Source organism: Nitrosospira sp. Is2 (assembly GCF_033095785.1).
Taxonomy (GTDB): Bacteria; Pseudomonadota; Gammaproteobacteria; order Burkholderiales; family Nitrosomonadaceae; genus Nitrosospira.
The window spans coordinates 3,352,725-3,378,481 of record NZ_CP137134.1 but is presented as its reverse complement, the minus strand read 5'-3'; the positions used below and the strand labels follow the sequence as shown (position 1 = coordinate 3,378,481).

The following is a 25,757-nucleotide window of genomic DNA, read 5'->3' as shown; positions in this document are numbered from 1 at the left end:
AATTGAATACTCAACTTATTGCGTTGCTGAAGGCGAACATGGGTGTGCCCTTGACCTGGGATTTGGCTGCGGATATTTACGTCGCAGCCGGCCGGATCGAAACGTTGGTGAATCCGAGCAACATTGAACAGATTCGCCCTGTGATTTATGAGGACACGGTATTTGCGCGAGAGCGCATGGAAGATATTGTCCATGAAATGAAACTGCTTCATGAGGCCCATTGGAACGAGACGGAGGCGCATCGGCACGGGCTGGCGCTCAATCCCGACTATGACATGTTTATCCGTTACGAGCGTGCGGGCCGGTATGTTCTGTTCACCCTGAGAAACGATGGGAGATTACAGGGAAATTGCGCGCTGTACCTGGACAAAAGCACCCATACGCAAACCCTTATCGCGACGGAAGACACACTTTATCTGCTGCCGGAAGCCCGCAAACGGGGCGCTGCAAGACAGTTTATCGAGTACTGCGAAAACGCATTGAAGTCGCTGGGCGTGAAGGAAATCAACGTTTCCGTCAAAACAGTGAACAAGGCTGGGCGGTTTTTCCGCATGCTTGGCTATCGCCACGTTGAAAACGGATTGAGCAAAATATTGGAGGACTGAGATGTGCGCACCGAAGATACCCAGACCGGACCCGGCTATAGGCGAAGCCGCGAAGCAACAGGCGCAAATCGCGCAAGCAATGTCGGAGATCGCCAAGGATCAATTGGCGTGGGAAAGAGAACGGGCAAAGGTACAGGATCCGCTGGTTGAGAAAATCGTCAATCAGCAAATCGGCTCGGGCGACGCAAACGCCGTGCGGTCGGAAGAGCAATGGAAGATTTACCGCAACCTTTTCGCTCCCCTGGAAGAGCGCATGGTGCGAGATGCGAACGACTTCGACTCGGAGGAGCGCAAGGATCGGATGGCTGCACAGGCCGGGGCGAACGTGGCGCGAGGATACGAGGGTGCGCTGGCGTCAAACCTGCGCGCAATGGAACGCATGGGCGTAAACCCGAACTCCGGCCGATTTCAGTCCCTGACGCATGAAATCAACCTGAGCCGCGCGAAGGACACCGCCGGGGCGATGAATCAGGCCAGGCTCGACACAGAACTGCAAGGCATGGCATTGCGCGAAGGGGCCGCCAAATTTGGACGCAACATGCCCAATACGGGGCTCGCCGCTGATGCGGCTGCCCTGAGTGCCGGTAACTCGGGCGTTGGAAACCTGGCGGCAGGTTCGAGTATCCGCAACGCAAACATGAATTCAGCGCAAAACTGGCTCGGCGGCGCCACCAATGCAAACAGCTTGTCCGGGAATCTGTTGCTAGGCCAGCACCAGGCACAGCTCGATGCGTGGCAAGCGCGGCAGAATTCATTGAACAGTGCCCTGGGCGGACTGGGCAGCCTTGCCGGAACGCTGGGCGGCGCGTACCTCATGAAAGGACTGCGCAAGGGGGGCGTCATACGAGGTTACAGGGCTTATACCTTCAAACCCCGAGGTTATAACTATGGATTGGCATCCCTCAAACGCAGGGGTTATACAGCAGGTGGCCTCCTGAATGGCCCAGGCTCCGGAACCAGCGATTCGATTCCGGCTGATATCGAGGGGGTACAACCCATCCGGCTTTCGAATGACGAAGCCGTGCTGAACAAGAAAGCGGTGGAGCTCGTGGGAGAGGATTTCATTCACCGTGTTAATGCAGGAGGACTTGGCATGACAAAGGTGCGGAATGCAAGCATCACGAACAAGGGGGGTGGAAAATGATTAGCGGCCTGGGGGCGTTTGCGGGCGGGCTATCGGACGGGATGCGCGTCGGCCAGGATATGAAATTACGGCAGCAATACGTCGACGAGCAAAAAAAATCCAATGAGCGTGATGCGGAAGTGCATCAGGCCCGGATGGATGCGCTTAACCTCTACAGGCTAAAGCGCAACCGGCTGAGGGCTGCCAATGATGAGATAACAGCCGGATGGGGTCTGCCTGCCCCGCAGCCAGTGCCATCCGTCGCGCCCGGGTTGAGGGACATATCAGCGAACGCACCAGTAATGAAATACCCGCGTGCCCCCGGGCTTTCCAGCGTGAACAAACAGCGTTCGCTCCCGGCAGTTTCATCCGATGAAATAATCGGCAAACGGATGTTGACCGGCAACCTGCTGGAAGACCCGGATGAGCTGACGCGCATGGCAAGGATCTATAAGAAACATGGTGTTCTGGACGAAATGGCTCCCTGGCTGAACGAAGCCTATGGCGCAAAGAAAAGGGGTATTCCGCATGCGTTGCATCTATTGCTGAGTGGCGATGGCAAGGGAGCGTCACAGGTCCTGAGAAACGGGGGAATAAAGCTCGTAGACGACCCCGTGCGTATCAACCCGGATGATCCCCTAAGTAATAGCTGGAAGTTAAGGTTCGAAGATGGACGAGAAAGAGATATTAATTTGAAGGCGATTGCAACGAAGTTTTTTCCTTCGTCCATACTTCACCCAAAAGGCTGAGCACTTCTCTGGCATAGCGCTCTCGAGTAAAACGACCCGCTGTCCACATCTGGGCAGCGGTGCCCAAACGTATTCGTGCGTCGGGGTTCTCATACAGATACTGTATCTTATCGGCCAGCTCAATGTGATTGCCACGCTCGTACAAAAGGCCGGTTTTACCTTCTTCAATCAGTTCAGCTGTTCCACCGCTATTTGCAGTAGCAACAACCGGTTTTCCTGCTAACATCGCTTCGACAGTTACGCGACCAAATGCTTCCCATTTCGAACAAACGAGTATCACGTCCGCGATTTGTGTAAATCGTATGGGGTCGGTTACGTACCCAAGGAATGTTACGCGCTGTTCGAGGCCGTAATTCTTTACCTGTTCATGCAATGCTGCTGTGAAGCGCTTATCTCCATCGCCCACCACGAGTAGGTGGGCATTAACTCCTCTACGTACTACTTCAGACAGAGCTTTAATAGCTTCATCTTGTCCCTTCCAAGCATGTAACGAGCCGATTATCGCGCACCTGAAGGGGGGATTGCCACTATTTGGTTCCGACTGTGGGCATTTATCATGCACGGTGACCGATTGATAGATTAAGCGCATCTTGTCTGGTCTAATGTAACGCTTATAGTCATTCTTTACAGAGGTGGAATTAACGATAATTCCCCCGGATAAGCTGTTCATTAAGAATGCTACCAAACGGTGCCCGAAGTCGAACTTTAGATTGGGATTATGGTAGCCAGACTCGTGTGAATGCCATACGTGCGGTTTACGCGCTAGACGTGCTGCGAGCGCCCCTGCGCCAATGACAGTTGTATTTGTATAAACAATGTCACAACGCCATCGGGTGATTATTAGCGCCATCTGAAAGGAACTTGCCAGTGCTTTAAACGTCCGCCCCATTCGATGGACCAATGAACTTCGCCTCGATATCCATGGAGGGTAGCTTATCACTCGCCATTCAATATCTAGACGGTCAAGCTCCGTGAGGAGTGGACCCTTTGCTGGCACAAGAACTAAGCAAGTAACATTCAGTTGTGTAAGGCCCTGCAGTAGCTCCAGCAGGGCTAATTCCGCACCATACCGCCCAGCAGTATGCGATATGAAACACACGCGCATTAACTAAACGCCCTCCTTTACAAGGATAGAAAGGAGACGCCTCCAACCCAAGCTTAACGCCTCGTTGCAGCTCATAGTTAACCCCTTGGTCATATCCCTAATCTCCCCCCCGTCAGTGTTTGAACTGACGGTAAAGTCGACAAAGATGAGCTGCGACCGTACCAGCGCAGTTGACGACGCTAGCCAAACAAGTCTCTACAGAATGTCGATAATCCATTGGCATAACTATGATAGCGCAGTAATAACAATTCGCGTAGAGCACTAGGCAATCGGCGCCACCGAGCGTGAGGTAGTGCAGCGCCCGCCCGCAAAAAGGCCAGCTTCTCGTCAAAGCGGGAAATTCCTTGCGCCCCTATTGGAAAGCGACCCCCAAACTCCAATAAACGCGCCCGGGCTGTTTCATATATCAGCACTTGCGGCTCATAGATCTCAGCCACGGCTTTATCCCGGTTTCTACCACGCCGCCGTATCCCTATCTGGTTATGGCCGTGCTGCCGATAGGCAATAAGTGGAGTTGGCAATGCAACTAAGTGAGATGAGGCACCGATGAGCAGAGCGATCCACGCATCGTGCCACGTGGGTGGCATCGGCAGCACGAAATCGCGAAAGCTGGAACGAAACGCCATGGTTGCGCCAGTAGCCACCGGATGCCTCAGCAGCACGCCAAGCGCGTCGCCTGCCGCTAACTGTGCCTGCTCTTCAGATTTGAATCTGAAGAATCGCCATAACCGAGACCCCAGCGGTTGCAAATTTTCATCAACCACGTCTGCATCCGTGAATACCGCGCCGGCTTCCGGTGTGCTGATGAAAACCCCTTCAATAGTCTCGGCCTTGTTTGGATACCAAACATCGTCCTGGTCGCAAAGAAAGATAATATCTCCCTTACATTCCGCTATCGCTAGCTCGAAGTTGCGTGTGCTACCGAGGCGCTCATGCTGGATAAACCGGACTGGGAATGGTACACGCTGTGCGAAATCATAGACAATGGCAGGAGTTGAATCAGTTGACGCATCATCGGAGATTATCAATTCGTCTGGCAGCCGCGTCTGACGTGCGATACTGTCGAGTTGCTCACCAATGTAACGTTCTCCGTTATAGCTCGCTAGAGCGACGGACAATGAGAGCCGTGCGGTCATCTTCTGTCTACCCAGATATCGCAGCGCCGATTTCGGCCTGTAAATAGTAGGGTTGAAGAAAGTATTAGTCGGACAAGTATCACTGTCGTGTCTTGGTGGAAACAGCTACAGGGTCGGCGCTGCTGACATTCTTTTTTTCTCCAGTACGTCCTCGAAAAGATCGAGCATTTCCTGAGCATAACGCTCCTGAGTAAACCGTCCAACCGCCGAGGCGTAGCCGGCCTGACCCAGCTTTGATCGAACTTCCGGGTTCTTGTACAGATACTGTATCTTATCGGCAAGCTCAAGATGATTACCGCGCTCGTACAGAAGACCGGTTTTTCCTTCTTCAATCAGTTCAGCTGTCCCACCGCTATTTGCAGTGGCAATAACCGGTTTTCCTGCCAGCATTGCTTCGACAATTACGCGGCCGAATGCCTCCCATCTGGAACAGACCAACGTCACGTCGGCCATCCGGATAAATTGCATGGGCTCGTTGACGTACCCGGTAAATGTTATTCGCTGTTCGAGACCGCAAGCCTTAACCTGTTTGCGGAGAGCTGCGGTAAAAACCCTATTTTCATCGCCCACTATCAATAGGTGAGCATCAATTCCTCTACGGACTATTTCCGATAGAGCTTTAATAGCCTCGTTCTGCCCCTTCCATGGTTGTATGGACCCAACCATGCAGCATCGAAAACAATTATTGAGGGGATTGCGATCAAGCTTTTCCTCTATCTCAGCGTTTATGGTGACTGACTGGTAAATCACGCGTATCTTGTCTCGGTTGATATAGCGCGAATAATCATCCGCAACCGCGCGGGACACCACTACAATAAGTGCCGACAAACGATTTATCAGGGACGCTGCCCGGCGCCTTCCCAAGTCGAACGTTGTTCTGACGTCGCGATACGCGGACTCATGAAGGTGCCAGATGTGCGGTTTGTCTGCCAGCCACGCTGCGAATGCGCCAGCGCTGACCACAACTGTATTCGTAACGACCACATCACAGCGGCAGTGCCTCAGCATTATCGCGATCCGAGCGGCTGCCACCAGACATTGAAGAGTTCGCAGAATACGACGAGGAAGCGATTTTCTCCTCGACTTCCACCACCAAGGGTAGCTCACCAGGCGCCAATCGATATTCAGCTTGTCCAGTTCTCCAAGGAGCGGACCTTTTTCTGGCACGACCACTAGGCATTGAACATTTAACTTGTTTAAGCCTTTTAATAGCTCCAGCAGCGCAAGTTCCGCGCCGTTACGTGCGGCTGTATGAGATATGAAGCAGACGCGCATTAACCTGCGTTCCTTTGCATGATCGAGCAGGTGTAGTCATTATTCCTCAGCCGATTACTGCGTTGCGAGATGGGAGGTCGCAAATAGTAAGGTCGAAGAGTCTATTGATCGGGCAGCTATTTCTAATCGTTACACTGCAGAAGATTGTGGAGGTACCAAGTCAGACAGGCATTTTTTCTTTCGTAAGTATACCTTTGAAAAGATCGAGCATTTCACTCGCATAACGCTCCTGAGTAAATCGCCCAATCGCCCAGACTTGAGCAGCTTGCCCCAGCTTCAATCGAGCGTCCGGATTCTCGTACAGATATCGTATTTTATCGGCAAGCTCAACGTGATTGCCGCGCTCATACAGAAGACCGGTTTTTCCATTGGAAATCTGTTCTAATATGCCGCCACTCGCACTCGCTATTACGGCCTTGCACGCCAACATCGCCTCTATCGTAACTCGGGTAAAAGCTTCCCAGTGCGAACACATCAGCACCGCGTCCGCTACCTGGATAAGTTGTGTGGGGTCATTTACATACCCCTTGAATGTTACTCGCTGCTCCAGTCGGTAATCCTTAACTTGGCGGAGTAACAGGTCAAGGTATCGGGGCTCACCTTCACCAACCAGTATCAGATGAGCATTAACTCCATGGCTAATGACTTCCGATAGGGCTTTAATGGCCTCGTCCTGTCCCTTCCATGGTTGCAAAGAACCGACGATTGCGCATTTGAAAACATTTGTATCCAGGGTCGGATAATGTATTCCCTCGATCTCGTCTTGCGATAAACCCGCGCCCGAAGTTATCGACTGATAAACGACGCGGAGCCTATCCCGTCTGATATAGCGCGAATAATCATCGGCGACTGCGTGGGAAACCGCGACAATACGTGTTGACAAGCGATCTATCAGGCGCATTGATAAGCGAATTCCCAGGTCGAACGTGATTCTGGAGTCGCGATACGGGGACTCGTGAAGGTGCCAGACGTGCGGCTTGCGTGCCAACCACGCGGCAAAGGCACCCGTACTGATCGCAACGGTATTGGTAACCACCACATCACAACGCCACCGCCTCAGCATTATCGCGATCCGGGTGGCTGCTGCCAAGCCTCCGAGAGTGCGCAAAACACGACGTGGAAGCGATTTTCCCCTCAACTTCCACCACCATGGATAGCTCACCACCCGCCAATCGATATCCAGCTTGTCCAGTTCTGGCACGAGCGGACCTTTTTCTGGCACGAACACCAGGCATTGAACATTTAACGTGCTCAAGCCTTTCAACAGCTCAAGCAGCGCAAGTTCGGCGCCGTTTCGTGCGGCGGTATGAGATATGAAGCAGATCCGCATTAATCCGCGTTCCTCTGCATCATCAGGCAGGCGCAGCCACCTTCGGTTCCAGCTCCTTGCCAATTCCGGGCGTAATCGTTGTACTTGGCATATTCTGTCGCTAGTTGCTTGCGGCTGGGCGCAAAGATCATGTCTGTCAGCTATCCGAACGAGTGAAGGGCTGGGAGGCATCCCCATTCCATCTTTGCCAGGCGATGCTAACGGCGGTAAGGACAAGGAGCAGGTAAAAAGTTTGCCGGAAGAAAACCAGGTTGTCTGTCGTGCCACAAAGAAAAATAAAGCAGACGAGAGCGGCGCCTAATGAAGCCATTCGATGCAGGCTGAACGTTTTGTACCAGCTCCATAATAAATACGCATAAGCCGCAAGCCCGAGCACGCCCAGATGCATTCCAATTTCGATCCAGTCACTGTGGTAATGAAGGATATCCTCGTGGAACGCCCGCAAGTCTTTGTAGATGCCGCCTTTGTATGTCTCCACATTTTTTTCGAAATACTTTACCGCCGCGCCTGTGCCGTGCCCCAAAAAGGGTCGCTCGGCGATTCCATGCAGGCCGATATCCCAGAGAGCGAGCCTGTATCCAATACTGGTGCTGAAGTTTCCGGCCCTGGATAACTCGATGTCATTCCTGGCCTGAGCGAGCCTTTCGTGAAAATTGCTGCTGTTGTAGGCAAAAGCTGCGAGTATCGCGGCCAGCAATGCCATTACGGCGAGAAAAGTCTTGATCTCCCGCTTGTGTAGCAAAAAAAGTAAAATTGACGATGAAATAATTGTGGCGATAAGAATTCCGCGTGCGCTCTGATTAAACTGGAGAAAGAGCAAGAGGATTGCGAACAGCCATAACGCTATGTTGGTCTTTTTATTCGCGCTGCGGCCGGCAAGATAAAAAGCCACGATTGCTCCGATCCCTAATATCGAGGAAAAGTGCAGGTAGAGCATTCCAAGCGGCGGAACCCCTTGCGTGCCGACAATGAGCCACTGATAAATGCCCATCGCCACCGCGCCAAAATAACCTGCCAGCAAGCCCGCTATCGCCCAGCGCAGCCGTTCTTTATTCAAAAGCGCTAGATAGGGGATGAAAACCAGAAACGCGAAATATCGCCGCCAGACTTTAAACCCGGCCTTAGGCTCGTCGCTCCACAGTATTCCAAGCGCAAGGACGACACAGAGAGCGAGCAGGGCGCCAACCACCGGTTCCTTCATCGTCTCCTTGAAACGGCCCAGGCCGCCATCCAGTATCCAGACCAGGGGAAGAAGGTAGTAGGCATAAAAGCTCAGCCCTTTGTACCAGAGGGCAATGCCGAAGAACAGCAGCGCAAACTTTGCCAGCGCGTCGCGGAACGCGTCGACACCGTGCAAGGGAACGGGAGGATGGGCGAAAATTGCCACCTTCAAAACGCAGGGGGAATCATAAGTGCCGGTATAATAACCTATATATGGCGGGGGGAGATCGGGCGACGACGAGGCATGTGAACATTCGATGGAAAAAGGCCTGGTTTTTCGTGCGTGGCTAAAACAGAAGGAGAGGGCGCCTGTTGCCGTTCGATCCTTTCACGCACCGACTCAAAGTCGGGTTTTGGCGCCCCAATAGGTTAAAATGGCTAAAACCACCTAAAAGGAGGATCTATCATGAGACCGGTTATTTTTGTTGCCGCATTATTTGGATATGCCGCGGCATTCACGGCCCAGGCCGGCGTCCTCGGTTCGGAAGGATGGGCGCCAACCGGGTGTGGAGCATTGCCGCAGAAACCCATCATCGATTCGAGCAGTGCGGAGGCGTTCAATAAAAGCATCGGCACAATCAATGAGTGGCAGAAGCAGCTACAGGCGTATCACGACTGCATGGTGAAAGAGGCGAATGCCGACAGCATAGCAGTTAATAAGGGGGCAACCGCTGAACAGGCGCGGATAAACGAAGCTATCGAAAAAGTAAACCAGGATGCCACCGCCGGCAGGCAAAAAGTAGAACGCAGCCCTTCTTCTCCCTCTCCTGTCTTAGTTCCGCCCGCGGGAACCATGCCCGGCGGTCAGGGCTATTAGAGCGATAATATAGCGGTATCTGAATAGCAAAGACGCCCATCGGGGCCGTTTTACGGCTTTCATGGAGTTCAGCGAGTTGAGTTACCGTAGCCAACTGTAGTTTCGAAAAGGGGGTTGAGCGCGCCCCGTTCGATGTCGCCATTCCGACGTTACAAGTCCGGGGAAGCAAGATCGTTGAAGACATTGACCTCGATGCTTGCCACAGCGGCAATAGCGCCATCAATCCTGATGTCCGGAACGGATTCCTCGTTCGCGCAGGCAATTTTCCCTCCGGGCGGCGCCCCGGTCACGCTTCGCCCGGTCGTGGTCAGCGGTACCCGTGTCGAGCAATCGAGCTTCTCTCTGCCCATGTCGGTCGATGTGGTGGAGGGGCTTGTGATCCAGGACAGCCAGCCACGTGTGAATCTCTCCGAAGCGCTATCCCGAGTGCCGGGGTTGGTCATTTTAAACCGACAAAATTACGCCCAGGATCTGCAGGTCTCCAGCCGCGGATTCGGCGCGCGCTCCACTTTCGGGATTCGCGGCGTTCGGATGATTGTCGATGACATCCCCGCCACAATGCCGGACGGGCAGGGCCAGGCGGCCAATATCAACCTCGGCTCGGTCCAACGCATCGAAGTTCTGCGCGGTCCTTTTTCCGCGATCCATGGAAATGCTTCAGGCGGCGTAATCCAGGCGTTTACCGAGGACGGGCCATTGGGAACGATGCTGTCCGGCTCGTTGCTCGGCGGCAGCTTTGGAACCAGCCGAGGCGAGATCAAGCTGGGCGGAACACTTGGTGGAACAAAGGGATCCGACGGCATCCCACTCCCTGGACCTTTCAATTACATCGTGGATATCTCGCGTTTCCAGACCGATGGCTACCGCGAACACAGCTCCGCCACACGGTACCAGGCCAACGCAAAGCTCACCTATCGATTTACCAACAATGACACGCTTACGCTGGTGTTTAACGAACTTCACCAGGGCAATACCCAGGACCCGCTCGGGCTGACACGCGCGCAAATGATGGCGGACCCGCGACAGGCGGGTACCGGCGCGATTGCTTTCAATACCCGCAAGAGCATTGACAATACCCAGGGGGGGCTCGTTTATGAGCACAAGTTTTCCGCAACAAGCTCGATCAAACTGATCGGTTATGCGGGAACCCGGCAAGTGGAACAGTTTTTGGCAGTGCCTCGAGGCGCGCAGATCCCGCAGACAAACTCGGGCGGGGTAGTGGATCTTGATCGCGAGTTCGGCGGTCTGGGATTGAGATGGACGCATCGCAGCATTGGCCCCCGTCCGTTCACGCTGACCGCGGCAATCGAATACGATGCCATGGGGGAACGACGCAAAGGTTTCGAAAATTTTTCCGGGGACACATTGGGCGTGCGCGGCACTATTCGGCGTAACGAAGACAACACAGTGACGAGCTTCAGTCAGTACGCGCAGGCCGAGTGGCAATTTACTCCCGCCTGGTCGCTTTCCGCCGGTGTGCGCAATACCGAAGTGAAATTCAGGTCCAAAGATTTTTTTATCCGCGCAGGCAATGCGGACGACAGCGGCAGGATTACTTTTCGCAAGATCACGCCGGTACTGGGGCTCTTGTATAAAGCGACTCCCACTCTCAATCTCTACGCCAGCGCCGGGCAAGGCTTCGAGACGCCCACTTTCGTCGAGCTTGCCTATCGGCCCGACGGCGTCGGCGGCCTCAATTTCGCGCTCCAGCCGAGCAAAAGCAATAACTTCGAGGCAGGGTTCAAATGGCTGGCGACGAACAGCACGCGCATCAACCTGGCGCTTTTCGAAACCCATGTGAATGGCGAGATTGTGCCAGCCGCGAATTCTGGCGGGCGGGCGACTTTTCAGAACGCTTCCGATACGCGACGGCGCGGCGTGGAGCTCTCCCTGGACGCGTATTTCCAGCGTGATCTGTCGGCCTTTGTGTCTTATACCTATCTGGACGCGGTCTTTCTGGATCAATACAGCTATCGCGCCGGTGCGGCGGGGGCCACGGTAACGGTCGCAGAGGGAAATTTCCTGCCGGGCGTGCCACGCAATACCGCCTTCGGAGAGTTGGCCTGGCGGCGTGGCTTGCCAGGATTCTCGGCCGCGGTGGAGGCAATCTATCGGGACCGTATTTTTGTAAACGACATCAATTCTGAAGCCGCAAAGGCATACGCCATTGCTAATGTCCGGGTGGCGTACTCGCGTCAGATCGGCGCGTGGAAGATCAGCGGGTTCGCGCGCGTGGACAATATTACCGGAACCCGTTATGCCGGAGCAGTAATCGTGAATGAAGCCAACGGGCGCTTTTATGAGCCCTCGCCGGGACGGAACTATATGGTGGGGTTGAACGCGAGTTACACGTTTTAGAAAAACTGCGGTAAGAGGCTGCCTTCCTTCAGACATGATTCGTTGTGACGTTGATCATCGCCACCACTCGAATTTCTTTTAGCCTTTAGACCTTCCTTTAGGCCTTTAATCCCCCCAACTGGTCCATACAGCTGATCAGTCACAAATATTCAACTGCCTTCGTAAAATTCCATTCAAGTATTTTCATGACCTTGCCGTTAGATACGAGTGGGCAACGAGCAGCAAAAAATGCTCGTTAAAGACGGTTGAGGCACGGCATTTTTACGCAGCGGCGCTCGTGCTGCTCCAGTCTCGTCTGCCTCATCTGGCTTGGAAACTCTGTAATGCCAATTCTTAGGATCGATTACAGGGGTGTACCGGTTCATACATGCTTTCTGCCGCCCAAAAGGGCACATCCAAATTCCCGGGGGGGAAAAAATGCTAAGCCCAAATGTCAATAACGCGACTGACCAGCTGGCCCGAGGGTACTCCATCATTCGCCAAGTGGACGCTTTTGCCTTTGCCAGTATGAATACGAGGGTAGGGAGACTGAGTCCGAATCCCCCGTGGGCGGCCGTTGCCCGACAGAGCATTGAGCTCCTGAGCCAAGCGGGGGAGCAATGGCAGGCAGAGAAATTAGATATTTGGACTCCGGTCTTAAACCAGTTTATAAACTATGCCACCTTGTTTTCCCGCTTTGCTCAGGTTGCGTCCAGCGTTGGCGACGACAAGGACGCTTGGATGGACATATTGAATACGATGAGCGCGGCGCTCGCTACGGGAAAAAATGTGACACGCGCCGCAGAAGGTCAGTTTACCTTGCAGATCAATAATCTCAACAATATTCGGCAGGCACTCGACGCCAGTATTGCGACTGCATGGAACAGCCTGGCCAGCGAAGAGCAAGCCATGACCGACCTCGCCACGCAAGTCATGGCACTTCAAGGTCAGTTCAACAGGCTTGGAGGAACCCTGTCGAGCGCGGAAATCTCGGCCGGCAAAAACTTCATTCAGTCTTCGGTCACCATCCGCTATACCGTGGTTTCCGCAGCAGGCGTCGAGGTTCCTTACCTGGCGATCGCGGGCCTGCTGTTTACCGTCGGCAAGATGACTTATGATCTTATCGTCACTAATAAAGAGATTGATCAAACGATCGGCAGGATCGTGAGATTGCGGGTTAATATGTCGGAAAACGCGCAAGCCGCCGCCATAAGCAAGGCAGTTTCCCAGTTGATCGACAACTTCGATAAAAGCATGCTGGAGATGAATAGCCAGATGCCACCGATTGCGGCGATGTGGGAGGCCGAACAAACCAAGGTCGGCCAGGTCATCAACGCGATTTATGCAGGTGCAACGCCACACCAGATCGGCGATCTGGTGGCGATGCCCTCGGCCGCAGCCAGTTGGAACACCTTATCTGATTTCTGCGTCAAGCTTTCGCAATTGACCAAGATTGGCCACCCCGTAACGGTTACGACAACCAGACCCGTCACCACCCTCAACTTCGCTTTCCCAATGAGAGAGCTTCATTCGTGAATACCTGTGTCAGCAGCAATACCGCCGCCGCGACCGCTGCCAACAGTACCGCCGCGGGCTTTGCTTCAGCGTAACCCCGCGCTTGTGCCTGGGGGGGTGTTTCGTTGCCAGGGCACCCCCCCTTTTTTTCATTAGCGGCCGCTGAAGGCCGTCATGATCCTGAACGGCAATTACTCAGCGGCAAAGTCGGCGCACCACCGCGGCCGCCGCTGTCCCCATCATTCCGCCGCAGCCATATTCACGTTTTTTTCACGAAAACTTCACATCTTTGTCAACCGTACGTTCTTTAATGCGTTAATTCCACCACGTCGCCTCTGATCCGCGCTTAGCCGTAGCTGGCTGAACGAGGCGCCGAGCAAAGCCGTTCGAAGCCGTCACCCGGTCGCTCGGCTCGCCCTTGGAATTATCTTATTGACTGCCCAAGGTGATGCACTAGCCTTTTGTACATCAGGTGCATCACCAGAATCTGGTGCATCACATTGACGCAGAGAAAACTTATCAGGAGAGCAACTATGCCCACATCCAAGCCGCGTATAACCGTAACGCTTACCGAGGAGCAACACGCTATTCTGCGCAAGATCAGCGCTGCGAGCGGGCAAAGCATGAGTGGTGTGATTTCCGAATTCATGCTAATGGCTCAACCCGCGCTGGAACGCATGGCCGTATCGTTTCAACAACTTAAGCAGGACCTCGACGCGGATCGCCAACGGGTCGCTGATGTGCTTTCCGAATTGCACGCGGAGCGTGCGCGCAACGAAGTGTCGGCGCTGTCGCGCGCGTCGCCCGCTGCCCGCGCGGAAGCTCCGGAACATCCTATCCGAACCACCGGGGCGGAGCCGGACGCAATACAGTTTTGCGCAAGCGTGGACTTTGTCCGCCCAGATACCAACATGGCTAATGATTCCTTTGGGGATGACACCGAGATCAATCCCGGCTACACAAAACCGAAGCGCAGCACCTCCGCCAGGACACGCGATTCTGCCCAGTCCACTGAAGGGACACAAAAGAGGGGGAAAAAATGAAGAGACTTGCGGGGTACCAGGCAGGACTGATAACGAAAGCCTTTTGCAACTCCCGGCAAGATTGCAACAAACCAGCAATAGCCAAATTCGGAAGGAATAATCCACATGTCTGAAACCAAGCACCACAACGAGCCTCCGTCGGCGGCTCACGGCGACCTCGCCGCCCACAGCGCTGGAAGTGCGGGATCGCTCTCGGGCATTAAGCCGGCGTCGGCCGCGTTTGAAGCCAAGTACCTTGCCCGCGACGTACAAGCTGGCATCATCACCGGCGCAATGGCGATTCCCCTGTCTGTCGGCATTGCACTGATGTCCGATTACCCCATCAAGGTTGCCCTCGCAACCGTCGCCTTTGCCTGTTTCATCGGCTGGATTAACGCTTTTATGAGGCCCGGGAACTATATCGGCGCGCCTGGGGTTGCCGCAGGCCTCGCGCCTGTGCTCGCCATGGGTGTGGCGAGTTTCGGCATGGAAAACATGGCCTTTGTCATTTTTCTTACTGCCGCGATGCAGGCAATGATATGGAAGTTCAACTGGCAAAAGTACATTTTGCTGGCGGTGCCCAGCTATCTCGTCGAAGGACTGCTGGCAGGCGTCGGCTTGAAAATTGCGCTGAAGTTCCTGACCTTCACTTACGAGATACCAGCCGAGCAGGAAGCGGCTGATGCATTCTGGAACGGCGCACGGATACAGATGGCCCTTATTTCCCTGGTCGGTTTTGCCACCTTTGTTTACTTGTTCTCCAAATTCAAGGACACGAAGCCGGCCGTGCCTTATTTCCTCCTGATCGGTGCGAGCATTGTGCTGGCGCAATTCCTGCCGGTCCCGATGCTGCATGTGGATGACGTGGAGCTTCTGCTGGCGCTGCCGCTGCCACATTTCGATAGCACGCTGACCTGGGTGTACGTAATTGGCTTTGCCGCCATGCTGGCCGTGATCGACGTCATCGAGCAGGTGATGAGCAATGCAGCAATCGAGAAAATCGATCCGCTGGGGCGCAAGTGCAATACCAACAACAGCCTGCTGGCCATCTGGATAGCAAACATGGGCTCCAGCTTCTTTGGCGGCATGACCAACCTCGACGGACTGGCAAAAAGTACGACGAATAAGCTGGCCGGCGCGATGACCAAATTCTCGGTCCTCGTGGTTGGGGTCGTGGTCGCGTTCTTCGTCCTGAACTCGCAGTACCTGGAGTATCTGCCCAAGTTTTCGCTGGCCGCGATCATGATTTTCTCGGGCTGGAAAATGATCATGGGGCTTTGGCACGTGGCGCATTACGGGCAATACGCAATGATCCTTGCCACCGTCTGCGGCTTGCTGGTCTATAAGGTAGGAATATTCGAGGGATTGCTGATCGCCATGGCGGTGCACGGCCTCATCAATTATGTTGTCTTCAGCCAGGCGGATAAAGTACCGGGGAAGGTCATCATCAAAAAATACCTCGATAAATTTTCGTCGGGTGGAGGCGGAGCAGACTAGCTCGCCAACCGGAGGTCAGTTATTGGCTGAATGCCACGCCATGTTCCGATATGGCGTGGCTTTGTGCGGTACTGCGACGGTAGTTGCAAGCATACCGTGTGCGTTAGCGTACCGAAAAGCGCGGCACTATCCGTAGAATAGTTTCCCGCAAGCTTACCCAGGAGGGGATATGCATAAGCTGAATGGAAGTTTTTCGACGGGGTACGCCTTGCTGGCAGGACTGATGCTGATCGCTCTTGCACCGGCAAGCTCCGCGCAAGAGTCAAAGGAGCCGGATATCGTTCCGGCTGGCGAGACAAAAACCCCAAAAACAAGAATCCTGGAATTAGGCGCGAAACTTCTACAGAGCAATTCTCCGTTGAAGCGCTTCGATATCTATCTCGTAGGCTTCCATCCCATGAAGGACTCTCCCGAAGACCAGATGGAGGCCCATCACTATTGCCATCAGGTAAATGAGGACTTCGCGCAGTGCGCGCTGTTCGATGGCAATACCGGGGACGCGAATCTGAACGGCATTGAATACATTATTTCCGAAAAGCTTTTTGCTAGCCTCCCCGAGGAGGAAAAAAAGTACTGGCATCCTCATAATGGCGAAATTCTTTCCGGGCAGCTTATCGCCCCCGGCATTCCGAACATGGCCGAAAAATCGCTGATGAAAGGAAAAATGAACAGCTATGGCAAAACCTGGCACGTCTGGGACACCGGTCATGAAGGAAAGCTGGGCACGACACTGCCGTTGGGTGAGCCGATGCTGGGCTGGTCTTTTAGCAGGGATGGCGAAGCGATACCCGGATTGGTGGAGAAGCGGGACAAGAAACTTAAGATCGACACCTCCGAGGTGCGTAAACAGCGCGAAGACCTCAAGCAGTATGCCAAGCCGCAATCGGGCGTTGACGACCTGAAAGGTAAATTTGCCCGTCCCACGAGGGATATTCCCGCCGTGATCGACCAGGGGAACGCACGATCTCTCCCCCACACAACCGAATAAGCACCAGGATGAGCATAAGAATAGCCCCGGGGCAGTTCGACTATGCGCCACCCGTTATCCAGCTATCCAATGCTCACTTGTCCTGACGGATACTGAATGCTTTCCCCACGCGTGGTAGCCAGCGTGAATGCGATGGTGAGCGGCCCGACGCGGCCGATCACCATCAGTATGACAATGATGGCCTGACCCGCCAATGATAAATCCGCGGTGATTCCCCGCGACAACCCGACCGTGGCTGCTGCGGATACGCCCTCAAACGCCAGATCCAGGAAAGCCGCCGTTTCTGTAATGGTCAGCAGGAATATGCCGGTGGTTACACACAGCAGCGAAATGACGATAATCGCCAGCGATTTACGGATGATATCCAGCTGGATGCTGCGGCCAAATACCACCGGGCGTTCCTGCTTTCTTAGAAATGCCCAAGTCGTCAGCAATACCACGAGGAACGTGCTGAGTTTAATGCCGCCGGCCGTCGAGCCGCTGCCGCCGCCGATAAGCATCAGCCCAGTAATAAAAAATGCGGTTGACGGCAGAAGGGCTCCGATATCCAGCGTGTTATAGCCGGCGCTGCGCGGTGTCACAGCCTGGAACCAGGATGCCCAGAGTTTCGCTCCCCAGCCGGGCAGTGCGGCCAAAGTGGCGGGATTTCCATATTCGAGCACCAGAACCACGAGCATTGCAACCAGGTTGATCGCAATCGTACCGATCAGCATCAGTTTGGTGTGCAGCGAGTATTGCGCGAAACGCTTTTTGCCGATGATGTCGGCCACGACCACAAAGCCGATTCCCCCGCAGATGAGCAGCAGCGATATCGCGATATTCACGAGGGGGTTGGCAACATAGGCAACCAGACCATCGTGCGCTAATGCAAAACCCGCGTTGTTGAAGGCGGAAAGGGCATGAAAAAAACTATAGAACAGCCCTCGGTTCCATCCCATTTCCGGGACCCACTGAATGGCCAGCATGGCGGTCCCGAGCAACTCCATGATGGCGGTGAAACCGACCGCCCAGAACATAAGCCGGCGTAAGTCGCCTTGCCCGCTCTGATTGAAGCTTTCACGCAATGCCGCGCGGTGCTTAAGCCCCAGCTGGCCTTTCATCAGGTGAATGATGAGTATGCCGAACGTCATCAACCCGAGCCCACCGCATTGCATCAGGAAAAGCAGTATCCAATGACCCAGCAGGGTGAAGTGGGTGCCGGTATCGACCACGACCAGGCCGGTCACGGTCGAAGCCGACACAGCGGTAAAGATGGCCTGCGACCAGGAAATGGGTATCTGTGTGGCCGCCGGCAGTTTCAACAACAGCGAGCCAACGAAACACAAACCGATATAGGAGAGAACCAGGGCCTGGGGAGGCGTCAGTCCGAGAACATGCGTTTTGACCTGCTGAAACAGCCTGTCGCCCAGTAATGCGAATTTCATAAGTACTTGCTGATCTTTCGCAGATTGCGCAGTGTCCCCCATAACAGTATCTTATCGTTACACCTGAATTCGTACTGCTGTGGTGGTGGCCTCAACACCTGATCCTGATTCTTGATCAGCAAGCATTGAAGATCATTTTCCGCCAGATGCAGGGAATCCAGTTTCTGCCCGGCAAGCCGCTCTGAAGCTCGCACCTGCACCGCGAAATGGTCATCCCCAAAGCTGATGTAATCCATCACCTCGGGATAGACCATTCCCCGCGCCAGGCGCAGACCCATTTCATGCTCGGGGTGCACGATATGATCGGTGCCCAGTTTTTCCAGTATCTTATGGTGGTTGGGATTGTGCGCTTTTGCCCAAACTTTTGGCTTCGGCATCCCTTTGACGATCAAAGTGGCAAGAATATTTGCCTCGATGTCTTCTCCAATTGCAATCACCACGCCATCGCACTCGTGAACGCCCAGGTCGCGTAACACCTTCTCATCCTGCGCGTCAGCGATGACGGCCTGAGTTATCTTCTCCGCGATATTATTGACAAGATTGGGGTCAAGATCGATCCCTATGACATCGTGGCCCAGCCGTGAAAGCTCAAGCGCAACGGTTGATCCGAAAATACCGAGTCCGAGCACTGCGTAGGTATTCTTCATGAAATGTCCCGGTTATTTCAATGCGGGAATCAAGATTACAGGAAACCCTGCGACCAGCAGGGGAAAACTTCCCCCAACCGGCATCTCACTCCGGACTGATCTCGAAAGCAATAAATTGGGTCAACTGGCTGCGGGAAAAATTATTATCGGCTACCAGGATGACGGTGCGCTTGCCATTGAAAATCGGCCCCAGCGTGATACCTTCGATGTTACCCTGCGCCAGCGCGGAACCGTCGTCGTTTTTCAGTTCCGATAAATCCAGCAGCAATGTTTTCCGTACCGGCACAACGCTGAAGCCTGCAATTGTCGGCATTCCCGAAATATCGGTCGCGTTTCGCGCATCTGCATAATAAAGGCGGATAGTATAACCGGTCGAGTTGCTGCCGGGTAAGAGCGCATCGAGCGTGAAAGCGCGTTCAATCGTGATGAACTGTCGGTCTCCAATTGCAACGAAGTCTGTAAGACCATTGGTTGCGAATCCCACGATCGAGGCCGGAATGAATGCAACCGGATCGACGTTGTAGACGTACTCAGCGGCCGACGCCCCGCTGGCGATGTCAAAGGACAGAATTCGTGAGCGCGAGCCTGTAACAATATTGGCGGGGGGCGCATCTTGAATCAAGCCATTTTCCGTGGCTGTATAGAGAATATTGCGGTCAATCGATAACGCAAGACTCTCGAATGCCAGGTTACTGTAGACGCCGCGATCGCCAGGGAATATCCCCAGCCTCGAGCCGCGCGGATAATAGTAGTAGGGCACGCTGAAATCGCGGCTGTGGCTCCCATCCGGATTCATTTCACGCACTGCCGGGTTCCTGATGCGTACGATTCCCCGCTGGCCCTCGTCGCTCCAGTATATCTTGTTGCGCGCCCGGTCAAACCGCAGGCCTTCCGGATCGACCGTACCACTCTTGAAGGCGCTTCCGTCGGGTTGCTGGATCGTCGTTACGGAGTGAAACACCACCCCTTCCATGCCCGGCGCCACTGAGCGAGTGAATAGGGCCAGATCGAGGGAAAGCTGGTAAAACCGGGCGGGATTGATGTTGCTGCGGTCGTCGCTGACCGTAATATAACGGTCGCTGGCCGAGTCATAGTCAAGAGAGGACAAACCACCAATGGTGGTACCGTTGAAACGGGTTTTGTTGGGTACGAGTTGGTGGCCAATATAGTTCAGCCTGAAGCCACCGTGCTCATTCCCATTGCCTGGCTGGGCGGCAGCGCAGGCGGCCGCTATGGCGAGACTTGCCGCCAGGGCAATGGCGCTCAAAGGAATTCTTCTCATGAGGACGGGATTTTCAGTATTATTAAAACCGCGAATTATGCATGAGCACCGCGTCCGGCCATCCGCCCGAAGAATGAAACCATATCAGTTTTTTACTTCACATTCCGTTAACGGGGCATGAGACTCGACCATGCCACACGCAATACGCATTTTCCACGAGAAATGATGAGCTGAATATATGCGGCAGTGTCTGGAATGGGCGGCGATATTGCACCACCGCGACAATTGTTCAGTTAGTACAGGGAATTCAACATGACTCGCCCCCTCCGTTCAGGAAATTTCTTTCCGGCAGCCGCCATTTTTCTGCTGGCGATGGGGGTATCCGGTTGCGCGAATTTTACAGATGTAAAAACCTTCGCGACGCTTTCATTCAAGGCAACGGAACATGAAGCCCTGTCGCGAGACTATATTGCGGCGATGGACAGACGCAAGCAATACCAGCCACCTGAATACCACGCAGAACTGGAAGCACAAAAAACGCGCCGGGAAGCGCAGCAAGCAAGCCTGGATTTACTTCAGCAAACGATAGCCGATTACATGCAGGGGTTGGCTGGACTCACGACTGGCGAGATCAGAACGTACGATAAATCGGTGAAGGACCTCAGCGCCAGTCTCAACAAGGCGACACTGCTTACCAGTGGCGAGAAAGAAGCGGTGGGCGCGCTATCGACCTTGCTCGCGCGGGCTGTCACCGCGACCTATCGGCAGAATGAGATCAAGAACCTGATCCGGGACGGCAATGAGCCTCTGCAGGATATTATCAAGGCTACCCGCAAAATCGTAACGAAAGGTATCGGCGCCGATTTGCAGGTTGAATCTACGCTCGTCACAAGGTATTACGACAACTTCATGCTCGCGCCGGATAACCCTCCGGAACCTGTCGCGATGGCGCTGGCGCGAGAAGCCAGGGCGGATGCGCTCGGGCGCGTGGATGCACGGCTCAGAAGCGTCCAGGCGTACGACGACGTGCTGGAGAAGATCGCGCACGGGCACCGATTTCTACATGAGCATACGGGCATGATTGGTAATGACGAGCTGAGCAAGCAATTCAGCCCGTATATCGATGAACTTCGGTATGCTTACCGGCATTTCGTTGAGGTTGCGCGATAATACGGGAAAGCGCCATGGATAAACTTACGCCGGATGATGCGTTCGAGTTAGGCAACCAGTTTCGGGATGCCGCAATTCTGCTGGGCGACTGGCGCATCAGGAATCGGTCCAGCCTGACGAAAGCCGAATGGGATGTGCTTGACGGCCGGGAGATTCGCCTGTTGAACATGGCGTCCAGCATATACACGACGGCTGTCGGACTTGTCCTGATGGATAGCCAGACCGCGGTTGTCCATTTGCAGTTCAGCGTGAAAGCGGCAAAGTCGGCGGTGCAACATATCGCCACCCTCAAGCAGGCGCTTGATCTGGCGTCCGCGCTGATCCTCTTCGCCGCGGCGGTATCCTCCGGCAACGCGGCGGCTATTCCCGCTGCAATAGTAGCGGTGAATGACGCCGCCACAGCCATTGTCGAGCGGCAGGGCGGCGAGGGGGCCTGACCAGACAGACTTGCGCAAACAGCAGAGCTCGATAAAATCGCGTTCCGGGCTCATAAAGCCGGAACCGAACGATCAGCGCATGGGAGCGCTGCAATAACGGGACTGCCCAATTTACCTTATGGATGAACGACTCAAACGATTCGCACCGGCTGCTGTAGTGATCGGCTTGGCCGTCCTGGCGCTGGGGGGGTGGTATTTCACCCGGCAGCCCGCCGATACCGCCACACTGGTACTCTTCGGTAACGTGGATATCCGCCAGGTTTCACTGGCGTTCAACGGCAGCGAGCGGGTAGCCGAGATGCGCGTGCAGGAAGGCGACCGCGTCGAGGCCGGCCAGGTCATCGCGCGCCTGGATACCCGCGCCCTGACCCTGCAAATCGCGGAGGCGGAAGCTCGCATCGCGGTGCAGGAGCAGGTTTTGCTGCGGCTGAAGAACGGCACGCGTCCGGAGGAGGTGGCGCAGGCCAGGGCTGAGGTGCGTGCCGCGCAGGCCGAGACGGATCTTGCTGAACAGCATTGGACCCGCCTCCGGGAGATAACCGACAATTCTTCCGGGGCTGTCAGCGAGGAGGCTGTTGATAATGCGCGTTCCCGCCGGCGCGTAGCCCGCGCACAACTTGAAAACCGCAAAAAGGCCTTGCAACTGGCGCGGATCGGTCCGCGCCGCGAGGACATTTCCCAGGCCCAGGCGCAGCTGAACGTGGCCCGGGCCGAACTGGCATTGTTCATTCATTACCTCAACCAGGCGGAATTGAAAGCTCCTATCAATGCCACGATCCGCTCGCGCCTGCTGGAACCAGGCGATATGGCCTCGCCGGAACGCCCGGTTTATGCGCTGGCGATTACAGACCCGAAATGGGTGCGCGCCTACATAACTGAAGTCGATCTGGGCCATATCAAGCCGGGAATGAGCGCTCGCGTGACCATCGACAGCCACCCCGACCGGCCCATCCAGGGACGCATAGGCTATATTTCCTCCGTAGCGGAGTTCACGCCTAAAACCGTCCAGACTGAAGAGTTGCGTACCAGCCTCGTATACGAAGTGCGCGTCTATGTCGACGATGCCGATGATCGGCTGCGTTTAGGCATGCCGGCTACCGTGCATATTCCTCTGCAAGAGGACAAACAGCTGGACAAACAGCTCCCCAGGACGTAAGGATGAGCGAAACGGCGGCGCTGGCGGGAAGCGGACTTCACAAGCGCTTTCTGGTCAAGGAAACGGGACAGACGGTGCCCGCCGTCACCGATGTCTCTCTCGAAATACCCGCAGGGACGCTCACCGCTTTGGTTGGGCCGGACGGCGCGGGCAAAACGACGCTGCTGCGGATGATGGCGGGACTGATGAAGGCGGACGAAGGCCGGCTTGAGGTTCTGGGTATCGATGTCGCCGCAGATCCGCAAGCGGTTCAGGACCGTATCAGCTATATGCCCCAGCGCTTCGGCCTGTATGAAGACCTGAGCGTGCAGGAAAACCTCGACCTTTATGCGGATCTGCACGGCGTGACGCAGGAGGCTCGCAAGGAACGCTACCGCCGCCTGCTGCACATGACCAATCTGGCGCGCTTTACTTCCCGCCCGGCGGGAAAACTGTCCGGTGGGATGAAGCAGAAGCTGGGCCTCGCCTGCACGCTCGTCCGCTCACCCGAACTGCTGCTGCTCGATGAGCCGACCGTCGGCGTGGACCCGCTATCCCGTGTCGAGCTGTGGGACATTATCCTCCAGATGATTCACGATGAGCGCCTGACCGTGCTCGTCACTACCGCCTATCTCGATGAAGCCGAGCGCTGCGCCCGGGTGTTCGTGCTGCACGAGGGCAGGCTGCTGACCAGCGGCACCCCCGCGGATATTCAGGCTCAGGCAAACCACCTGTGCTTTATCGCCATCCCCCCGGCGGACCAGCCGCCGCGGATCCTGCAGGCACGTCTGCTGGATGAGGTGGAAAGTATTATCGATGCGGTTCCCCAGGCTGGCGCCGTCCGTTTCATCCGTCGTGCCGATGCGGACAAGCAACGGCTGGATGCCTTGCTGGACGGTATCGAGGTGTTCCCCGCAGAGGCACGTCTTGAGGACGGGTTCATGGTCCTGCTGCGAAAATGGCATGATGCGGAGGTGGAAACCATCGCGCCGGCGGATGCCGAAGCGGAGGATACCCACCGTCCTGCAACAGGAATTGGGGATGAAATCGCAATTGAGGTGAAAGATCTTGTGCGCACCTTTGGCGAATTCGTCGCCGTGGATCATGTCTCGTTTTCGGTTCGCCGCGGCGAGATTTTTGGTTTGCTGGGACCAAATGGCGCAGGCAAAACCACCACCTTTCGCGTGCTGTGCGGTCTTTTGCCCGCGAGCAGCGGTTTCGTCCATGTCGCCGGGGTAGACCTGCGGCATGCGCGAGCCGTTGCGCGGCGCAATATCGGATACGTATCGCAGAAATTCTCTCTCTACGGCGACCTCTCGGTACGGGAAAACCTGGAGTTCTTCGGCAGCGCGTATGGCTTGCATGGCGACCGCTTGCGTGACCGCATCCGCACCGTAGTTCAGCAATTCGACCTTGACGGCAGGGAAAATTCGCCCAGCGGCCAACTGCCCGGTGGATTCAAGCAACGCCTCGCAATGGCCGTCGGTCTGTTGCACGAACCTGACATCCTGTTCCTTGACGAACCTACCAGCGGCACCGATCCGCTGAAGCGGCGCGCGTTCTGGCGACGTATTACGGCGCTGTCACAGGTGGGAACGACGATCGTCATCACTACGCATTTCATGGAAGAAGCTGAGTATTGCGACCGCATCGTAATACAGGATGCAGGCAAACTGCTTGCGCTCGGCACCCCCCAGGAGGTGCGTCGGCAGGCAGGCGGGGAAGATAGCAAACTGAGCATGGAGCAGGCGTTCATCGGTATTGTTGCACGCGCGAGGCAGAGAGAGGATGCAACCCATGTGGAGACAGCAGGCTGATGAGCAAAGTAAGGACGCCCGCCCGGGAAGATGCGGACGGGGGTCGACTCGAAGGATTTAGAGGATTCTGGAAACGCGTTCTCTCTTTAACCCGCAAGGAGATTCGTCAACTCCTGCGTGACAAAAGCAATCTTGCTATTGGTATTGGGTTGCCCATCGCGCTCATCCTGATTTTTGGCTATGGACTGTCGCTCGATGTTAAGAACGCGCCTGTCGCAGTGGTGCTCGAAGACCCATCGCCCATGGCCGCTGACGTCGTCGCGGGGCTGGAGCTTTCCGCATACATATCACCCGTGGTGGTAAGCTCGATGCATGATGCCGAGCGCCTCATGCTGGCACGCAGGGTGGATGCCATCGTGCGGGTACCGAATGATTTTTCCCGCCGCCTGGCGGCGGGTGATGCCCAGGTGCAAGTGCTGGTGCATGGCTCCGAGGCCAGCCGCGCCCTGATCATACGCGGCTATGTAAGCAGCACCATCAGCCAATGGGCCCAACGCCTTGCCGACCGGAGAGGGCGCCCGGACAGTGTTTCTGCAGGCTCTGTAATGCTGATTGAACGGATGTGGTTCAACTCCGCGAACACGAGCACCTGGTACCTGGTGCCGGGGCTCATCGTGCTGCTCATGACCCTGGTCGGCGCTTTCCTCACCGCGATGGTAATGGCCCGGGAATGGGAACGCGGCACTCTGGAGGCATTATTCGTTTCGCCAGTGCGGCCAACCGAGATCCTGCTGGCCAAGATCATTCCGTATTTTCTGGTCGGAATGCTGGGATTGGGCATGTGCCTGGTCGCCGCACGCTTCCTGTTCCAGGTACCGATGTTCGGCTCGTTTCTGATCGTGCTGGGCAGCTCGATGCTCTATATGCTGGTGGCACTGGGCCTCGGACTGGTCATTTCCTCGTCGGTGAAAAACCAGTTCCTGGCCAGCCAGATAGCCCTGATTAGCAGCTTCATGCCTGCCTTGATGCTCTCCGGCTTCCTGTTCGACCTGCGCAACGTGCCAACTGTCATTTATCTGGTGGGTCAGCTTCTGCCCGCTACCTATTTCATGGAACTGATCAGGACCTTGTTTCTCGCCGGCAATGTGTGGCCGCTGATCCTAAAGAATAGCGCGATCTTGGCTGGCTACGCAGTGCTGCTGCTCGGGCTGGCGCGATTCGTCACGCGCAAGAGTCTGGACTAAC

The 25,757-nt window shown here is 55.3% G+C and carries 22 protein-coding genes; 14 read left to right on the top strand and 8 right to left on the bottom strand.

Annotated features, from left to right (window positions below):
• Positions 1-2 precede the first annotated feature (2 nt).
• From R5L00_RS14820 to R5L00_RS14810, 3 genes are read left to right on the top strand one after another with little or no spacing between them, the layout of a single operon-like run.
• On the top strand, positions 3-605 hold the full coding sequence (locus R5L00_RS14820) for a GNAT family N-acetyltransferase (RefSeq protein WP_317652555.1): 603 nt from the start codon (positions 3-5) through the stop codon (positions 603-605).
• A gap of 1 nt (position 606) precedes the next feature.
• Complete coding sequence (locus tag R5L00_RS14815) at positions 607-1,749, top strand: hypothetical protein (RefSeq protein ID WP_317652554.1); 1,143 nt, start codon at positions 607-609, stop codon at positions 1,747-1,749.
• On the top strand, positions 1,746-2,477 hold the full coding sequence (locus R5L00_RS14810) for a hypothetical protein (protein WP_317652553.1): 732 nt from the start codon (positions 1,746-1,748) through the stop codon (positions 2,475-2,477). The genes R5L00_RS14815 and R5L00_RS14810 overlap by 4 nt, the downstream gene beginning before the upstream one ends.
• Here R5L00_RS14810 and R5L00_RS14805 read toward each other — a convergent pair.
• The 5 genes from R5L00_RS14805 to R5L00_RS14785 all read right to left on the bottom strand — a co-directional run bounded on the left by R5L00_RS14805 (position 2,416) and on the right by R5L00_RS14785 (position 8,710).
• Positions 2,416-3,582, bottom strand: coding sequence for a glycosyltransferase family 4 protein (locus tag R5L00_RS14805; protein ID WP_317652552.1), 1,167 nt, complete (start codon positions 3,580-3,582; stop codon positions 2,416-2,418). The two genes, R5L00_RS14810 and R5L00_RS14805, sit on opposite strands and share 62 nt — an antisense overlap.
• Positions 3,583-3,761: 179 nt before the next feature.
• Positions 3,762-4,718 carry a glycosyltransferase family 2 protein gene (locus R5L00_RS14800; protein WP_317652551.1) on the bottom strand — a complete coding sequence of 319 codons (957 nt, stop codon included), beginning with the start codon at positions 4,716-4,718 and terminating at the stop codon, positions 3,762-3,764.
• Positions 4,719-4,823: 105 nt separating this feature from the next.
• Positions 4,824-5,993: a glycosyltransferase family 4 protein gene (locus tag R5L00_RS14795; RefSeq protein ID WP_317652550.1), complete on the bottom strand. Its 1,170-nt coding sequence runs from the start codon at positions 5,991-5,993 to the stop codon at positions 4,824-4,826.
• A 160-nt stretch (positions 5,994-6,153) separates the two neighbouring features.
• A complete protein-coding gene (locus R5L00_RS14790; RefSeq protein ID WP_317652549.1) occupies positions 6,154-7,323 on the bottom strand; it encodes a glycosyltransferase family 4 protein in 1,170 nt (389 codons plus the stop codon).
• A 136-nt stretch (positions 7,324-7,459) separates the two neighbouring features.
• Positions 7,460-8,710, bottom strand: coding sequence for an O-antigen ligase family protein (locus R5L00_RS14785; protein ID WP_317652548.1), 1,251 nt, complete (start codon positions 8,708-8,710; stop codon positions 7,460-7,462).
• Positions 8,711-8,950: 240 nt separating this feature from the next.
• Here R5L00_RS14785 and R5L00_RS14780 point away from each other — a divergent pair, with 240 nt between their 5' ends.
• The 6 genes from R5L00_RS14780 (at position 8,951) to R5L00_RS14755 (ending at position 16,720) form a co-directional block, all read left to right on the top strand.
• Entirely contained in the window at positions 8,951-9,361 is a 411-nt protein-coding gene (locus R5L00_RS14780; RefSeq protein WP_317652547.1) for a hypothetical protein, read from the top strand.
• Positions 9,362-9,535: 174 nt separating this feature from the next.
• Positions 9,536-11,719, top strand: a complete 2,184-nt coding sequence (locus R5L00_RS14775) for a TonB-dependent receptor (protein WP_317652546.1) — start codon at positions 9,536-9,538, stop codon at positions 11,717-11,719.
• Between the two features lie 417 nt (positions 11,720-12,136).
• The gene (locus tag R5L00_RS14770; protein ID WP_317652545.1) at positions 12,137-13,234 is read left to right on the top strand and encodes a hypothetical protein; all 1,098 of its coding nucleotides are present in this window, start codon (positions 12,137-12,139) and stop codon (positions 13,232-13,234) included.
• Between the two features lie 512 nt (positions 13,235-13,746).
• Positions 13,747-14,256, top strand: coding sequence for a hypothetical protein (locus tag R5L00_RS14765; RefSeq protein ID WP_107693082.1), 510 nt, complete (start codon positions 13,747-13,749; stop codon positions 14,254-14,256).
• Between the two features lie 105 nt (positions 14,257-14,361).
• A complete protein-coding gene (locus R5L00_RS14760; protein WP_317652544.1) occupies positions 14,362-15,732 on the top strand; it encodes a SulP family inorganic anion transporter in 1,371 nt (456 codons plus the stop codon).
• Between the two features lie 169 nt (positions 15,733-15,901).
• Positions 15,902-16,720: an OBAP family protein gene (locus R5L00_RS14755; RefSeq protein ID WP_317652543.1), complete on the top strand. Its 819-nt coding sequence runs from the start codon at positions 15,902-15,904 to the stop codon at positions 16,718-16,720.
• Between the two features lie 62 nt (positions 16,721-16,782).
• Here R5L00_RS14755 and R5L00_RS14750 read toward each other — a convergent pair whose 3' ends face one another.
• The 3 genes from R5L00_RS14750 to R5L00_RS14740 all read right to left on the bottom strand — a co-directional run bounded on the left by R5L00_RS14750 (position 16,783) and on the right by R5L00_RS14740 (position 20,073).
• Positions 16,783-18,144 carry a TrkH family potassium uptake protein gene (locus R5L00_RS14750; RefSeq protein ID WP_317652542.1) on the bottom strand — a complete coding sequence of 454 codons (1,362 nt, stop codon included), beginning with the start codon at positions 18,142-18,144 and terminating at the stop codon, positions 16,783-16,785.
• The gene (locus tag R5L00_RS14745) at positions 18,141-18,791 is read right to left on the bottom strand and encodes a potassium channel family protein (protein WP_107693086.1); all 651 of its coding nucleotides are present in this window, start codon (positions 18,789-18,791) and stop codon (positions 18,141-18,143) included. Before R5L00_RS14745 ends, R5L00_RS14750 begins: the two co-directional genes overlap by 4 nt.
• 85 nt (positions 18,792-18,876) lie before the next feature.
• The gene (locus R5L00_RS14740) at positions 18,877-20,073 is read right to left on the bottom strand and encodes an esterase-like activity of phytase family protein (RefSeq protein ID WP_317652541.1); all 1,197 of its coding nucleotides are present in this window, start codon (positions 20,071-20,073) and stop codon (positions 18,877-18,879) included.
• 252 nt (positions 20,074-20,325) lie between these two features.
• On the opposite strand from R5L00_RS14740, the gene R5L00_RS14735 reads away from it, so the two are divergent.
• From R5L00_RS14735 to R5L00_RS14715, 5 genes are all read left to right on the top strand, one after another.
• The gene (locus R5L00_RS14735; protein WP_317652540.1) at positions 20,326-21,183 is read left to right on the top strand and encodes a hypothetical protein; all 858 of its coding nucleotides are present in this window, start codon (positions 20,326-20,328) and stop codon (positions 21,181-21,183) included.
• Between the two features lie 14 nt (positions 21,184-21,197).
• Positions 21,198-21,620: a hypothetical protein gene (locus R5L00_RS14730; protein WP_317652539.1), complete on the top strand. Its 423-nt coding sequence runs from the start codon at positions 21,198-21,200 to the stop codon at positions 21,618-21,620.
• A 118-nt stretch (positions 21,621-21,738) separates the two neighbouring features.
• Entirely contained in the window at positions 21,739-22,776 is a 1,038-nt protein-coding gene (locus tag R5L00_RS14725; protein WP_317652538.1) for an HlyD family efflux transporter periplasmic adaptor subunit, read from the top strand.
• A 2-nt stretch (positions 22,777-22,778) separates the two neighbouring features.
• Positions 22,779-24,572 carry an ATP-binding cassette domain-containing protein gene (locus R5L00_RS14720; RefSeq protein ID WP_317652537.1) on the top strand — a complete coding sequence of 598 codons (1,794 nt, stop codon included), beginning with the start codon at positions 22,779-22,781 and terminating at the stop codon, positions 24,570-24,572.
• Positions 24,572-25,756, top strand: coding sequence for an ABC transporter permease (locus R5L00_RS14715; protein ID WP_317652536.1), 1,185 nt, complete (start codon positions 24,572-24,574; stop codon positions 25,754-25,756). Before R5L00_RS14720 ends, R5L00_RS14715 begins: the two co-directional genes overlap by 1 nt.
• The last annotated feature ends 1 nt before the right edge of the window (position 25,757 follow it).